The sequence below is a fragment of the Bdellovibrio sp. 22V genome, from assembly GCF_030169785.1.
In the GTDB taxonomy this organism is placed as follows: domain Bacteria; phylum Bdellovibrionota; class Bdellovibrionia; order Bdellovibrionales; family Bdellovibrionaceae; genus Bdellovibrio.
The window spans coordinates 2,232,392-2,247,267 of the sequence record NZ_CP125854.1 but is presented as its reverse complement, the minus strand read 5'-3'; the positions used below and the strand labels follow the sequence as shown (position 1 = coordinate 2,247,267).

The 14,876-nt window shown below is 47.6% G+C and carries 16 protein-coding genes; 4 read left to right on the top strand and 12 right to left on the bottom strand.

Features of this window, described 5'->3' with window-relative positions:
• Window positions 1-27: 27 nt before the first annotated feature.
• The 9 genes from ftsH to QJS83_RS10810 all read right to left on the bottom strand — a co-directional run bounded on the left by ftsH (window position 28) and on the right by QJS83_RS10810 (window position 7,274).
• Window positions 28-1,971, bottom strand: coding sequence for an ATP-dependent zinc metalloprotease FtsH (ftsH, locus tag QJS83_RS10850; protein WP_284604751.1), 1,944 nt, complete (start codon window positions 1,969-1,971; stop codon window positions 28-30).
• 74 nt (window positions 1,972-2,045) lie between these two features.
• A complete protein-coding gene (gene tilS / locus QJS83_RS10845; RefSeq protein ID WP_284604749.1) occupies window positions 2,046-2,999 on the bottom strand; it encodes a tRNA lysidine(34) synthetase TilS in 954 nt (317 codons plus the stop codon).
• Window positions 3,000-3,024: 25 nt separating this feature from the next.
• Window positions 3,025-4,377 carry an NAD-dependent succinate-semialdehyde dehydrogenase gene (locus QJS83_RS10840; RefSeq protein WP_284604747.1) on the bottom strand — a complete coding sequence of 451 codons (1,353 nt, stop codon included), beginning with the start codon at window positions 4,375-4,377 and terminating at the stop codon, window positions 3,025-3,027.
• A gap of 59 nt (window positions 4,378-4,436) precedes the next feature.
• Window positions 4,437-4,667: a hypothetical protein gene (locus QJS83_RS10835; RefSeq protein ID WP_284604745.1), complete on the bottom strand. Its 231-nt coding sequence runs from the start codon at window positions 4,665-4,667 to the stop codon at window positions 4,437-4,439.
• A gap of 47 nt (window positions 4,668-4,714) precedes the next feature.
• Window positions 4,715-5,083, bottom strand: a complete 369-nt coding sequence (locus QJS83_RS10830) for a hypothetical protein (RefSeq protein ID WP_284604742.1) — start codon at window positions 5,081-5,083, stop codon at window positions 4,715-4,717.
• Entirely contained in the window at window positions 5,073-5,504 is a 432-nt protein-coding gene (locus QJS83_RS10825; RefSeq protein WP_284604740.1) for a type II toxin-antitoxin system RatA family toxin, read from the bottom strand. Before QJS83_RS10825 ends, QJS83_RS10830 begins: the two co-directional genes overlap by 11 nt.
• Before the next feature lie 75 nt (window positions 5,505-5,579).
• Window positions 5,580-5,873, bottom strand: coding sequence for a hypothetical protein (locus QJS83_RS10820; RefSeq protein ID WP_284604738.1), 294 nt, complete (start codon window positions 5,871-5,873; stop codon window positions 5,580-5,582).
• Window positions 5,874-5,922: 49 nt separating this feature from the next.
• The gene (gene glpX / locus QJS83_RS10815) at window positions 5,923-6,885 is read right to left on the bottom strand and encodes a class II fructose-bisphosphatase (protein ID WP_284604736.1); all 963 of its coding nucleotides are present in this window, start codon (window positions 6,883-6,885) and stop codon (window positions 5,923-5,925) included.
• The gene (locus tag QJS83_RS10810) at window positions 6,864-7,274 is read right to left on the bottom strand and encodes an acyl-CoA thioesterase (protein WP_284604734.1); all 411 of its coding nucleotides are present in this window, start codon (window positions 7,272-7,274) and stop codon (window positions 6,864-6,866) included. Before QJS83_RS10810 ends, glpX begins: the two co-directional genes overlap by 22 nt.
• Before the next feature lie 54 nt (window positions 7,275-7,328).
• Here QJS83_RS10810 and pgsA point away from each other — a divergent pair, with 54 nt between their 5' ends.
• On the top strand, window positions 7,329-7,889 hold the full coding sequence (gene pgsA / locus QJS83_RS10805; protein WP_284604733.1) for a CDP-diacylglycerol--glycerol-3-phosphate 3-phosphatidyltransferase: 561 nt from the start codon (window positions 7,329-7,331) through the stop codon (window positions 7,887-7,889).
• A 171-nt stretch (window positions 7,890-8,060) separates the two neighbouring features.
• Here pgsA and QJS83_RS10800 read toward each other — a convergent pair whose 3' ends face one another.
• From QJS83_RS10800 to QJS83_RS10790, 3 genes are read right to left on the bottom strand one after another with little or no spacing between them, the layout of a single operon-like run.
• On the bottom strand, window positions 8,061-9,620 hold the full coding sequence (locus QJS83_RS10800) for a DHA2 family efflux MFS transporter permease subunit (RefSeq protein ID WP_284604732.1): 1,560 nt from the start codon (window positions 9,618-9,620) through the stop codon (window positions 8,061-8,063).
• A gap of 7 nt (window positions 9,621-9,627) precedes the next feature.
• Window positions 9,628-10,476: an HlyD family secretion protein gene (locus QJS83_RS10795; RefSeq protein ID WP_284604729.1), complete on the bottom strand. Its 849-nt coding sequence runs from the start codon at window positions 10,474-10,476 to the stop codon at window positions 9,628-9,630.
• An 11-nt stretch (window positions 10,477-10,487) separates the two neighbouring features.
• The gene (locus tag QJS83_RS10790; protein ID WP_284604727.1) at window positions 10,488-11,810 is read right to left on the bottom strand and encodes a TolC family protein; all 1,323 of its coding nucleotides are present in this window, start codon (window positions 11,808-11,810) and stop codon (window positions 10,488-10,490) included.
• A 105-nt stretch (window positions 11,811-11,915) separates the two neighbouring features.
• On the opposite strand from QJS83_RS10790, the gene QJS83_RS10785 reads away from it, so the two are divergent.
• From QJS83_RS10785 to QJS83_RS10775, 3 genes are all read left to right on the top strand, one after another.
• Window positions 11,916-12,377, top strand: coding sequence for a MarR family winged helix-turn-helix transcriptional regulator (locus QJS83_RS10785; protein WP_284604725.1), 462 nt, complete (start codon window positions 11,916-11,918; stop codon window positions 12,375-12,377).
• A 164-nt stretch (window positions 12,378-12,541) separates the two neighbouring features.
• Window positions 12,542-13,336, top strand: a complete 795-nt coding sequence (locus QJS83_RS10780; RefSeq protein ID WP_284604723.1) for a TIGR02147 family protein — start codon at window positions 12,542-12,544, stop codon at window positions 13,334-13,336.
• Between the two features lie 68 nt (window positions 13,337-13,404).
• Window positions 13,405-14,823 carry an MFS transporter gene (locus QJS83_RS10775; protein WP_284604720.1) on the top strand — a complete coding sequence of 473 codons (1,419 nt, stop codon included), beginning with the start codon at window positions 13,405-13,407 and terminating at the stop codon, window positions 14,821-14,823.
• The last annotated feature ends 53 nt before the right edge of the window (window positions 14,824-14,876 follow it).

The window sequence follows — 14,876 nt, the reverse complement described above, 5'->3', positions numbered from 1 at the left end:
AAGGTGCCCTTCTACAACGCGAAAACTTTAGATCGTGACAGGTCCTGTATTTCCAACCGGGTCGCCGGAGGAATCTTTTTTAGGAGTTCCTACCACAGCACCCAAGCCTCCGTCTTTTTTGTTAGAACGGTACTTCTCGATTTCAGCGACAGCAGCGCCGTTCACAAGCATTTCGACTTCGTGACCGTCGATTGTTTCGTATTCTAACAACGCTTGCGCCAAGCGCTCCAAAGCGTCTTTATAATCCGTAAGAATCTTCACAGCCAATGTGTAGCCTGTGTTGATAATTTTAGAAACTTCTGCATCGATCTCTTCCGCTTTCGACTCGGAGTAATCTTTGTGTCCTGAGTGGCCATACTGCATACCCAAGAACACTTCACCACTGCGTTTTTCGAAAGCCAAAGGTCCGAGCTTACTCATACCCCATTCGCATACCATGCGACGTGCGATTTCAGTCGCGCGCTCGATATCGTTGCCAGCTCCTGTCGTGATGTCTTTAAAGATCACTTCTTCCGCCGCACGACCACCGAACAAGAACGCGATCATGTTTTCAGCTTTATTCTTCGACAACGAAACGCTTTCTTTCTCTGGCAATGTTTGCGTTACACCCAACGCCATACCGCGAGGAATGATCGTCACTTTATGGATAGGATCAAGACCTTCCAATTTCTTACCCACAAGAGTGTGACCTGCTTCATGGTAAGCCGTGACTTTTTTATCTTCTTCAGAAATCACCATGGATTTTCTTTCAGAGCCCATGATGACTTTGTCTTTTGCTTTTTCAAAATCTTCCATCTCAAGATACTTCTTGTCGGTACGAGCTGCGATCAAAGCCGCTTCGTTGACAAGGTTCTCAAGATCCGCACCCGAGAATCCCGGTGTGCCACGCGCGATTTTAGAAACCTCAACGTCAGGTCCCAACGGCGTTTTGCGCATATGTACACTCAAGATTTGCTCACGACCTTTAAGATCTGGCTTGTTCACAACCACACGGCGGTCGAAACGGCCTGGGCGCAACAAGGCAGGATCCAAAACGTCAGGACGGTTTGTCGCTGCGATCATGATCACACCTTCAGAAGATTCGAAACCATCCATTTCGACAAGCAACTGATTCAGAGTTTGCTCACGTTCATCGTGACCACCACCCATACCAGCACCACGGTGACGACCAACAGCATCGATCTCGTCAATAAAGATCAAGCATGGCGCGTTTTTCTTACCTTGCTCAAACAAGTCACGGACACGGCTCGCACCGACACCCACGAACATCTCAACGAAGTCAGACCCGGAGATTGTGAAGAATGGCACACCCGCTTCACCCGCCACAGCGCGCGCAAGCAAAGTTTTACCTGTTCCCGGAGGACCTACAAGGAGAACCCCTTTTGGAATACGTCCGCCCAATTTTGTGTATTTTTTAGGATCTTTCAGGAAGCTCACGATTTCTTGCAAATCTTCTTTGGCTTCGTCCACACCCGCGACTTCTTTAAACGTCACGCGGTTCTTGTGCTCCGTCAGCAGACGCGCGCGGCTTTTGCCAAATGACATTGCCTTGCCGCCACCCACTTGAATCTGGCGCATAATAAATAAAAACATCGCCACGATCAAAATCAATGGCAACCAGTTCACAATAAACGTCTGGAAAAAACCACCGGTATCAGCACGCTCGTAGTTGGGCGTGATCCCGTGTTGTTGCAGAAACTTGTAACCTTCGTCTTGCGTGTTACCCACGATAGCGAAGTGAGTTCCATTATATTTCTTTTCGAATTCGGGCTTCATCTCCCCCACAACTTCACTTGTATCTTGACGGAAAGTGACGGTCGCCACTTCGCCCGCTTTGACAGCTTCAGTGAACTTAGAGTAGTTGAAGTCAGAAATAGTTCTTTGATGCTTACTCTCGTAGGCTTGAAATAGAAAAACAGCCATGATGATCAGGAAGAACCAGAGAGCCAGCGTTTTCTGAGTTGATCGCATTTCATTTCCTTTCAGTCGGAAGTCCAAGTCATTCTCAAGGGTAGCATGATTACACGGAATTTGCCTCTCTCAAATCAGGACTGGACCTTGATTTGCTCTGCGTTAACATCCCAATGACACCCACCGACCTTGAATGTGATCACTTTTTGTGACTTGTCCAGGCGCTTTTGAATTTCTTCGAGATGAGATTGCGAAAAATCGCGTTTCCCGAGGGCAAAAAGATATTGCGCCAGCAATCTTTTCTGCTCAAAAGGGCTTAAAGTGAGATAAAAACCTCGAGAAAGGCCCTGTGTCTTATAAGCCTCATTTTGACTCAAGAGATCTCCCCACGGGCGATTCTCAATCTCTTGCGCGATGGTTTCTAGAGAGCGCGCCAAAGCACTTGTGGCTCCGCGAGAGCGCTTTTCGAGAGCCTTCAACCATTCGTTGCGCACCCAGTTGCGCAAAGGGTCTAAGGATTTGTTAGAGGGATCTTCGAAGCTGCGGATTTTTTCTTCGCGCAAATATTTTTTTAAATCACGCTTTGTCACTTCCAAAAGCGGACGAAAAATACCGTCGCGCAAAACATGCATCGAATGAAAACCTTGCGCCCCGGTTCCGCGAATAAGACGCAGCAAACGCGTTTCCAAAAGATCATCACGATGATGACCTGTCGTTAAAATCTGAAATCCTTCTTCTTTCATCAAGCGCTCAAGAGCTGTATAACGAAGTTCGCGGTACTCCGCTTCGGACTTCGCCAAAACCGCGGCTTTCAGAGGGAAAAAATCCACGCCCAATTTCTTGCAAAGTTTTTCGCAAAACACTTGCGCTTCTTTGCGATACTCTTGATTCGCATCTTCTCCGTGATGAAAATAGCACACACCTAAAAGATTTCTTTTATGGATTTTCGAAAAAACTCGCAATAAGGCCACGGAGTCTATGCCACCGGAAAGAGCCACCAGAATCTTTTTTTCCTGTAAAGAGTGAAGCTTTACCAACTTCCACACGTGATGATCTAAATCCTGCTTCGCCTTTGCTAAAACGGCCACTCTTTACCTCGAAAATTTTCGCATTCTATTTTTCGTTATTCACGACCGCGACGGTTTTAATATTCACAAATTCAAGAATACCAAAATGCCCCAGTTCCCGGCCGTAACCAGATTCTTTCACGCCGCCAAAGGGAATGCGCGGATCTGACTTCACATAATCATTCACGACGACAAATCCGGCTTGCAACTCTTTTTCAATCAGCTCGCGGCCTTTATCGATATCTTGGGTGAAGATACCGCCACCGAGTCCATAAGGCGAAGAGTTTGCGACGCGCAAAGCTTCCTCAGTGCTTTCCACAATAAAGACCGATGCAACAGGTCCGAACACTTCTTCTTTGTGAATCTCGGGAAGATCGTTTTCAAAAACCACGACGGTGGCTGGATAAAACGCGCCGGGTCCTTGCGGCGCGGAACCGCCCAAGACGACTTTGCCTCCCCAGGATTTGAGTTTTTCCACCTGCGAAATGATTTGCTTTTGAAACTTTACGGAGGCCAAAGGAGCCAGCTCCGCCGCTTTCATTTCCTCCGCAAAAAGATGAATGAAATCTTTTGCGACTTTCTCGTGCACGATGAATCGTTTTCCGGCGACACAGCTTTGTCCGCAATTCACCAAGCGCGCTTTTGCACAGATTTTCGCCGCCATTTTTATATCTGCATCATCGAGGACGAGATAGGCGTCGCTGCCACCCAACTCAAGAACAATCTTTTTCAGATTCTTTGCCGCTTCCATCGCCACCGCGCGACCGCCGGCACTGCTCCCCGTGAAAGTCACACCTCGCACTTGCGGATGCGCGATCACTCGCGCCGCCGTATCATGATCGACGTGAATATTGCGCAGAAGTTGATATTCGGAAGTGAGCTCAGAGAAAATTTGATGAATCAACTCGGCTGTTCCCGCTGTGAGATCCGCATGCTTCAGCAAAATCACATTCCCCGCCATCAATGCGGGAGCGGCAAAACGAATCACCTGCCATAAAGGAAAATTCCAAGGCATCACACTGAAAATCACTCCCAGCGGTTGAAAACTGACTTCCGCCGAAGTGTAAGGGGATGCAGCCGGTTGATTGCGCAGCATGCCCGGAGCTTCTTTCGCATAATACTCGCAAGTCACCGCGCACTTTTCGACTTCGGCTTTTCCTTCGGAAATAAGTTTTCCCATCTCACGATTCATCACTTCCGCGATTTCCGTTTTATGATGGCGCAAGGACTGCGCTAAAAGATGCAACACGCGGGATCTTTCGTCCCATGAGGCCGCTCGCCAGAGCTGAAAATCTTGCGAGGCTTTGATGATTTCTTTTTCCGTATCTTCCCAAGAAAGATGTGTGTAGGTTTTAACGACATCGCCTGTGGCCGGATTGACTGTTGAAAAAGACTCCATAAACAACCTCCACCCAAGAGGCTGCCATAGGAAAAAGGTAGCTGGTACCTTTTTCCCGACTAGATTTGCGTGAAAACTTGCTGGAACGAAAAGACAAGACCGATGAGGAATGTCGCCGTCATCGTGCCCCACGCGATGGATTTATAGAACTTGCCAAGCTGCATAGCCGCACGCGCATAACGACGCTCTGTTGCGAGAAGCGGGATGGGCGTTACCACTGTTTTGATAAACTGATGGCAGCAAGCGCAGAACAAAATCACCGATAAAATACTAAGAAGAGCATTTTCCATACTCCTCTTATCGGCCGAAACTGTCTCAACTTGAGTCAGACTGTGGTCTAGGATTTTTTAGATTCGTGGTCGTGCGGATCTTTCTTTACGATATCGATTTCCGCAGTAATTTTGAACTTATGGGTTTCAGCAAACTTCGACGCCTCTTTAACGAAGTCGATCTTTTGAATGATGCTGACGATTTCTTTCGTCACACGATTTGTGACTTCTTCCTTCGACTTATTCGCGCTTTGCAAAAGCAGATTCAGCGCTTCTTTGGGAAGTTTCAATTCAGAGACATAGGCGCGAAGACTTTCTTCGGTCATAAAGGCCGCACTGACTCCGGCTGTGAAAACCTTTTTCACAGTATCGCCAAGGAGACCTTTTAAATCTCCCGCGTCTTTCTCGTCCTTTTTGTGACTTCCATCAGCCGCCATAAAGTTGTTTCACTCTTTTGTGATAAGAACTAATCATATTGGGAAGATTCACGCTGACCAACGCATTTGCAATCGGACCGGGAACAAACATACTGAATGTCGCTTCCACAGAGTACGTCGCTCGCGTTTTACCGGCTTCGTTTTCAAGTTTCCAAGAGCCGACAGACGTTTTGAAGATATCGCCGGAAGCGAATTCCCAAGTGATGCTGTTCGGAGCATTTTCAGTCATCCAAAGATTGTATTTGAACGACTTCATGACTTGCACATTGTACTCAACAAGCTTCTTATTGCCTTCGGTTTTAAGCACAGTGCACTTTTTCACTTCAGGAAGAAACTCGTGATACTTTTCATAGTCCGAGATGATTTTAAAAAATTGTTCGGGCGTACAATTGAAAACTTCGGTGGTGGATGCTTTTGCCATATGTTTCAAGTGTGACTATTTGCTAACACTCAGTCAACTTGACGCCTAGACCTTCTGCAGGCCTGAACGATTATGTTACGACTTTTTAAAAAGAGCTTCGGCGGCAGCCCGAAGAGCGGCGGCTTTATCAACGGAACCAGGTCCGCCTTTGCGCGGAGAGAAGAAATCGCAAAAGTTCGCGCGATCTTTTTCGCGAACGACATCCGCGGAAGTTTCACGACACTCGTTATACACTTTGGAATCATAGAACTCGCAGTTTTTGCAAACGTGAACATCCGCACGACAGTGAGGACATTCCTCGCGTCGTCCGATCGTTCCCGAGAACGAGAGTTCTTTATTGCAACTAAAACAAACTAACTTCGTATCCATGATCCCTTTTTTTTAGGAAAAAGGTACCTGGTGCCTTTTTCCTATCCGATTACTGTTTCGGTTTTCTGTTCAAATCGTGGTGCGCTTCAATCGTACGGATTGTGCCTGTTGCCGATCTCATCACCACAGAGTGAGTTTTTGCTTTTCCTTCTGGAAGGAAGCGCACACCCTTTAACAACGATCCGTCTGTTACGCCGGTTGCGATAAACATCACAGATCCAGATGCCAATTCGTCAATTGTATACTTCTTGTCGGGATCCGCAACCCCCATGCGTTTTGCACGGGCTTTCTCTTCTTCATTTCGGAATTTGAGGCGACCTTGGAAATCTCCGCCAAGACATTGCATCGCCGCTGCGGAAATAACTCCTTCAGGCGCCCCACCAATACCCAACAGCAAATCAATACCTGAGTCGGGCCATGCCGCTGCCACCGCTGCGGAAACGTCGCCGTCGCCGATCAAGTTAATACGAGCACCGGTTCTGCGAGCTTCAGCAATCAAAGCTTCGTGACGAGGACGATTCAAAATCACAACCGTCACATCGCTCACCGGTTTGCGAAGAGCTTCCGCAACCGCTTTAATATTTTCAGTCGCTGACTTATCAATATCGATTTTCCCTTTCGCCGCCGGACCGCAAGCGATTTTATCCATGTAAGTGTCTGGTGCATGCAAGAACTTGCCTTTTTCAGCCACCGCGATAACAGAGATGGAACCCACGCCACCCGTCGCACAGATTGTTGTTCCTTCCAAAGGATCAAGAGCGATGTCCAACGCCGGTGCCTCTGGATCTTTGTGACCGACTTTTTCACCGATGTAGAGCATCGGAGCTTCATCGCGCTCCCCTTCACCGATCACAACGGTGCCATCCATACGAACAGCATCGAAAGCTTTTCTCATCGCATCGACGGCCGCAGCGTCAGCGGATTTTTCATCTCCACGTCCCATCCAACGAGCGGATGCAACGGCAGCAGCTTCTGTCACACGCACAAATTCTAAAGCCAGGTTTCTGTCCATGATTCTTTCTCCACAACGGTTTTAATTTCAGCAGGTAATCTTAATAATTTTAGATCAGGTCCTAACGCCACGTGAACAGTTTGCGCCACAGAGCACGTGCTGTTACCACGGCCACGCAAACGGTATTGAAAAACCAAGCGGTTGCCATCAATACGCGCCTGCACTTCGATCTCAAGATCGTCACCAAAGAAGGTCGGTTTAAGGTGCTTCACCTGGGTTTCATAAACAGCGAAGTGACTGGCAGAGCCCGGCTTCTGGTAATCAAGAAGTCCTTTAGCGTGCGCCCAAGCCACCCGAGCCTCTTCATAAAAACGCAGATAATTACTGTGATGGACAATGCCCATCAAATCAGTTTCGTAAAACTGAACTTTGTGACGATGAATAAACATTGCCTATTTCTATTCTCAGTTGATAGGGTTAGTCAATTATCGGCAGAGGGGCAAATGTCTGTTACAGAGTTTCAAAAGAATCTTCCTATGAGAATCACCATGAGTCGCATCTTTGCTGTGCCTGTTATTGTGGCAATGATGTGGCCGAACACACTCTCTTGGAATATCGCTGCGGCTGTGTGCTTTATTCTCGCTTCGATCACGGATTACTATGACGGATACTATGCGCGAAAATACAATGCCGTGAGCAACTTTGGAAAATTCATGGACCCGATTGCCGACAAAATCTTGGTCACAAGTGTTTTGGCGATGCTTTTGGCGCAAGGTAAGATCGATGCTTGGATGGTGATCATCATCCTGGCTCGCGACAACTTTATCGGCGGTATCCGCTCCGTTGCTGCAGCAGATCAAATCATTATTGCGGCCAAACCAGCGGGAAAATGGAAAACAGCCATGCAGATGGTGGCCATTCCCATTGTAATTATTGGAAATATGGAACCGTATCTGCCTTATTTGGACAAAATCGGCTACGCCGTCTTGTGGATCAGCGTCATTTTGAGTATAACCAGCGGTATCGAATACTATTTAGGTTACCTTAAAAGCCGAAAAGGCTGATTTGGACGTTTATGCTTTTGCAGTTAACACCCAGCAATTGGTTCTTTATCTTTCTAGCGCTTCTTTTGAGCAGCTATATAAAGATCGCTTCTGCTAAACAACCGCAAAAGCCCGTTTTCTTCGCCAGCTCTTCTTTGTCACAAATTATCCGCAACTAAATTCTCTCAAAATCTAGTGGGAATCCACGACGACGTTGGTCTTCTCTTTATAACGAAGGAAATAAAGAGGGATAAAAGACACGGCAAAAATAATCATCATCAAAAACATCAGCTGTTTAAAACTCAACATAAACACCTGATTCTGAATACGGCCGTAAAGAGATCGTAAAGCCGCTTCACTGCCCGTCGCCATCCCCAGACCATCTGACATTTTACCGGCCATGCCGTTCGCCGTGGAATAGTAAGCGCTCTGAGCGTTGCTGTTTAAGAGTGACACTTTCGAAGTAAGATCCAAATAATTTTGATGACTGTTTTTATTTAACAAGGTTCCAATCAGCGCAATCCCGACACTGCCGCCGATTTGTCGCGCGAGATTCAGCAAGCCCGACACCTGCCCCATTTCAATGCCCTTAAACTGACTTAAGATCGAAGAGTTGATTGGAACGAAAATAAAGGCCATCCCGAAACCGCGCACGTAAAGCATCCGCAAGATCTCCCCTTCCGAAGAGAGCGGCGAAAGCTGCGTCATCAGGAACAGACACACTTCCAATGACAGCAATCCGACAAGGATTAACATTTTTGGACTCGTGCCTTTGTACATCTGCCTTCCGACGAAAGGCATAAGAGCCGCCGTCAAGAGCGAGCCCGGAATAAAAAGCATGCCCGTCTGCGTGGCATCAAAGTGCAGCGTGCGCGAAACAAAAATCGGCAGAACGAAGACCACACCGTAAAGAAAAAATCCCACCATGGCCATCAATGCCACACCGTTTGAGACGAGCGGTTTTAAGAAAAGGCGCACGTTGATGATGGGATTTTTCACGCGCAATTCCCACCACACAAAAAGCGGTAAGCTGATCGTCGCAACAATCGTATTAAACAAAATCACTTTCGAAGAAAACCAGTCATCCGCTTCACCACGTTCAAGCACGTATTGCAGACACCCGATTCCGAGCACGAGCAACGTTAAACCCCAGATATCGAGCTCTTTCTTTTCGTGCTTCTGAGTCGGGTCTTTTTCAACGTTGAAGATCACCATCGCTCCGATAAAGAAAGCGATAAGCCCCAAGGGAAGATTGATATTAAAGATGGATCTCCAGCCAAATGTGTCCGTCAGATAACCACCCATTGTCGGTCCCAATGTCGGACCAATCATCACGCTCATCCCGAAGATCGCGCCGGCAATCCCCGCCTTTTCCTTCGGGAACTGCTCATAGATCAAAGTTTGCGATGTCGGCAATAAGGCGCCTCCCGCCAATCCCTGCAGAATACGGAAGAGTGTAAGAGTTTCTAGATTCGGGGCAAGACCGCACGCAACCGAAGTGGCTGTGAAAAGAAGAATACACCCCAGGAAATAAACGCGGCGACCGATACGCTCACCCAGCCAAGCCGAGACAGGAAGAACAATGGCATTGGCAATCGCATAACCTGTGATCACCATACTGATATCTTCCAGCGTGGCGCCTAAATTCCCCATCATAGTCGGGAGAGCCACGTTCACGATCGAAGCGTCGATGATCTCTAACAAAGAGGCCATCACAGCGACGACAATAATCAGTACGGATTCCTTTTTCATAACGACCTCAGTGCTTTTGCACTTTCACGAAAGCGGAAAGACCCGCTTTAAGAATTTCCACTTCATTCGCACTGATGTTTTCAAATTTAATTTTTACAGGAACACGCTGAACGACTTTCGTGAAGTTTCCCGTCGCGTTGTCTGGCGGAAGCAAAGTGAATGTCGCACCCGTCGCAGAACTGATTGACTCGACAACACCTTCGAAACTTTTTCCTGAAATCGCATCGACATCGATGTACACACGCTTACCTGGCTGGATGGATTCAATTTCTGTTTCCTTGAAGTTCGCCGTCACCCAGCGCTCCCCCGCATCAACGAAACCAAGCAAAGGAACGCCTGGGCTCGCCAACTGACCGACTTCCGCCGCCTTCTTTGCGATGAAACCGTCGGATGGCGCCACGACCTTTGTATTTTCAAAATTCAACTCTGCTTGCGATACGTGTGCTGCGAGAGCCTCGTATTTCGCGCGGGCTTCCGCCAACGCTGTGGAAGCTCCGTCGTATTGTTGTTGCGAAACGACGCCTTTAGAGAACAACTCCGCAATGCGCTTTTGATTTTTCTCAAGATCGCGCTTTCTTGCTTCCAACGACAGCAGTTCACCCTTAGCCTGTCTGAGGGTATTCTGATAATCACGATCGTCGATCTCGATCATCACATCACCCTTTTTTACGCGAGAGCCCTCGGTCACATGGACCGCTTTCACATAGCCGCCGACTTTGGCAGCGATCATGACGGAATGCGCTTCCACTTGCGCATTGTCTGTCGTCACGTACATCACATGCTCGTAAAGAAAATAAAGAGCTACTAAAACGGCGACCCCGCCGACACCAGAAAGAATCTTTTTCTTTTTATCCATCTTATCCAACCTTAATTAAACTGAACTAACTTCTGTCCTACACTTAATTCCAGACTGACAATCGCCTCGATCGCGCCAATCTGCGCATTCACCGCACCCGCTCGGGCGCGATAAAGTTCCGCCTCGGCATCCAGTACGTCTGTGTTTGTTCTGGCTCCAACTTTTTGTCCTTCGCGAGCCAGGCGAACGCTTTCTTCCGCTTTCACAATATCGCTGAGGCGCGCCTCATAGACACTGCAGTAGTAAAGATATTTTCTTTTCCAGAAATCAAAATCGCGGCTGGCTTTGAGTTCTGCCTGACGCAAAGTTTTTTCCGCCTGATATTTCTGTTCGATGCTTTGTTTTGAACGTGCAATAGAAGTCATGCCGTCGAAGAGATTCCAGTTCAGCATAACACCGAACTGATAGGCATCACGGAAATTATCGTAATTATCAAAACGATCGTCGCGATTGTTGTAATACTGATACTGACCCATCAAAGAAATCCGAGGAACCCAATATCTTTCCGCAGAATTTTCCTGATATTCGAAGGCCTCTGCTTTTTTACGCAAAGACTGTAAATCCTTACGATCCTCGATTTGCGATTTTTCGAGTTTCGCTACCACTTCAGGCTTAAGGCGAGGCAAACGGCCTTCGACCTCTGGAACATCCTGATCCAAACCCAAGGCTTCACTTAAGCGCGCGCGCGACAAATCGACATTGTCGGTGGCATTGAGCAATTCTGATTGCGCCTCACTCATCTGCACTTCCACGCGCAGAACATCGAAGTTTGTAGACGAACCCACTTTCTTAAAGAGACGAACGTCTTTAAGATGATCCTCTAAGGCGCGCACATTTTGTTGCGCAACCTCTTTCAGTTCTTTCGCGGCGACCGCCTTGTAAAACAGAACTGTGACTTCCCGTTCTGTCTGAAAACGGGTCCAGTCGAAATCGTTTTTTGCGGACTCTTCAAAAGAAGAAGCGCTGTGATAGCGATTCGTACTCGCAAAGCCATCAAACAACGACCACTGCGCCGTCAGGTACGCGTTTGTTGTCGGCACGACTTGCGGGATGGACAGTGGCGCGCCATTTAAGTTCACGTCAACCAGTGCATACTTTTTATCAAAAAGATAACTTGCCTGAGCTGAAAGCGTAGGAAGGAAACCGGAAAGACTCTCTGTCTTTTTCCATTCGGTTTCACGATATTGAGACTCCGCCCGCTGGACTTTAGGGGATTTTTCCAGAGCTTGCTCGACAGCGTCGCTCAACTGAAGACCTTGTGCGAAGGAGGAGAGGGATACAAAAGAACAAAAAAGAGAGACCAGTAGTGCGTACTGCTTTTTACTGAAAGTCATAAGCCACCTAACCTTCAATCGTTTTACTCCCAAACCGTTTGCGTTGCAAACGATTTGTGTTACTATCAATTAACTGATCAATGAGTTATCAAATAGGAGGCTTTCTTGAAAACCAAAGCTATAAAGATCACGGATGGCTGTTACACTCCTGGTGTTCACCCCGCGCTTCGCCAGTACTTTGGTTATTGCCTGATGAAAGCCGCCATGAAACACAAAGCTATGCTCGCACAGGAATTGGATAAATATAAGATTGTGAGTCCACAACTCGGTATCCTGAAACTTCTTCAGATCCTCGGCCCCGTCAGTCAAATTGCCTTAGGACAAGACATGCACATTGATAAAGCTTCGATGGTGAAATTTATTGATGGCTTGGAAAAACAAAAATATGTGCGCAGAACTCCGGATAAAGAAGATCGTCGCATCAAACTTGTCGAACTGACTGATAAAGGCGCGCAAGTTTTAGAAAAGCTCGTGCAGATTCGCGCCGACGTTGAGAAAGCTTTCTTGGCTCCCCTTACACAAAAAGAGCAAAACCTCTTTCGCGAACTCGTTGGCAAACTGCTGTAGGACTCTGTAATTTGAGTCCCGAGATTCACTTTTGTTTAGTTGTAAGTTGTTAATATTACAAAATCTTTAGATCTCGTAAACTCGTGGAATCAATTGGAACGAAGTGCAGCGCGTTATCAACTAGAGCAGTGACTCTTATTCAAAAATTGCTAAAACCCATCGCCATGGCAAAGCATCATTATCGCGACTATATCCTTAAAGAACTCGAACGCAGACAAAGGAAAAATCCTTCGTATTCATTGCGCGCTTATGCTCGCGATCTGGAGGTCCCTTGCTCTCGTCTGAGTGAAATTCTTAACGGCAAGGTAGGACTTTCTGAAACGCGTGCGATGAATCTAGCTACGAAGCTCAACCTCAGTCCTTCAGAAAAAGATTTCTTCGTGGACTTGGCTTTGGCGGAGCACGCAAGAAGCGCTGTTCTTCGCAGCATGGCCGCAAAACGCGTTCAGGCACGCAAAGAAGCCTTGGCAAATATCGGCGAAGAACAATTCAGTGTGATCTCCGATTGGTATCACCTCGCCATCATTGAAACTCTGCGCCTCCATGACTTCAACCCAACAGTTGAAAACTTATCGAAAAAACTCGGTGTTGCTGAAGACCTTATCGAAAAAGCTTTGGAAAGACTGGCTCACCTGAACCTCATCACAAAGAACCAAGAAGGACAATGGGTGCCGACTTCGGAAGGAAGTGTTTCTACTTTCGGTCAAAGCTATCTAGCTGTTCGCAATTACCACAATCAGTTGGTTGAAAAGTCCAACGAGGCGATGGATCCGACAAAAGGAAAGAAGTGGGACAAGAGCTCTTTGCTTATTCCAGTCAACCACCAAAGATCTCCTGAACTTGTCGAGAAGATTCGCGCCTTCCGTGCGGAACTTATGACGGAAGTACAATCCATGGAAGCACGCGACTCTGTCTATTGTTTAACGATGAGCTTCTTCGAACTAACTGAACGCGCTTAACGACATCTCTTGATCTCAACTAATGTTGAGGTTGTAACCTCCAATGAAAACATGTCATTGGAGGAATTATGACAAGTCAAAATGCAGGTTGGAAAGATCTGCTTTCGGGAAAAAACGGAATCTACTCCGTCGCACTTGCCGGCGGCGTGACTCTTCACGCACTTAATATGTACATCGCGATCACGATCATGCCTTCCGCGGTGAAGGAGATCGGTGGTTTAGCTTTTTACGCCTGGACCACAACTCTATTTGTGATCGCTTCAATTTTGGGAGCCGCACTCACAGCAAAGTTACTTAAAAACAGCGGGCCGCGCGGAGCTTACGTTATCGCGACGGCTTTGTTTACCGCAGGAACTTTGATTTGTACTTTAGCTCCAAGCATGATGGTGATGCTTATTGGCCGAAGCCTGCAAGGACTCGGCGGAGGTTTTCTTTATGCTCTCGCTTACGGAGTCACCCGCCTGGTCTTTCCAGAAAATCTTTGGGGACGCTCTATCGGCTTAATCTCAGCAATGTTTGGAATCGCAACATTGGTAGGGCCTGCGGTTGGTGGTTTGTTCGCGCAACAAAATGCATGGCGGACGGCTTTTGGTTCGCTGATTCCGATCGCGGTGTTATTTGCTCTTCTTGCGTTTTTTACTTTACCGAAAAAGAGCGATGATAAAAGCGCGGACTCCCCGATCCCTTATTTGCAATTGCTTTTCTTAAGCGGTGCCGTGCTTGCGGTTTCAACAGGAAGTCTTTCAGAGAATATGACTTGGAAAATCGCGGGTCTTGTCGGCGCTTTGGCGATGATCGGTCTTATCGCGATTGCGGAAAGTACTTCCTCGGCGCGGCTCTTACCGAAAAATTCGTTCAGCCTGTCGTCGCCGCTGGGTGTGATTTATTTTCTGATCGCGCTTTTGATGTTGAGTATGCAGCCTGAAATCTTCGTGCCTTATTTGTTGCAGAATCTGCATGCGCAGTCTCCGCTGTGGGCAGGCTACTTGGGTGCGTTTATGGCGATTGGCTGGACGGTGGCTTCCTTCTTAAGTTCAAAGTGGCAGGATAAAGGCGATCGACTTGTTCTGCTGGGTCCCGCGTTGGTTCTTGGTGGATTAGTTTTATTAGCGGTTTTTCTTCCGCAACAGAGCACAGGGCAATGGACACTGCTCGCACCAATCTGCGTGGGGTTGATTTTAGTGGGCTTCGGAATTGGTTTAGCATGGCCCAGCCTTGTGAGCCGCGTTTTCCAAAACGCACCCACAGATGAACAAGGACTCGCCGCTGGCGGCATGACCACAGTCCAACTTTTCGCCATCGCCTTTGGCGCTGCGAGCGCCGGCATGGTCGCAAACTTCGCAGGTCTTTCAAATCCTGGCGGAGTGACGGGCGCCGCGAGCGCAGCGTTTTGGTTGATGTGTTTGTTTGCCGTACTCCCTGTGATTTGCCTTTTGGTCGCGGTGAAATCCATGAGTCTTACTAAAAGAGCAATGTCTGTGAATTAATTCGTTCACTAACAACAGAAGATTCCTGAAACACGCGCGAGGGATCTTCTGTG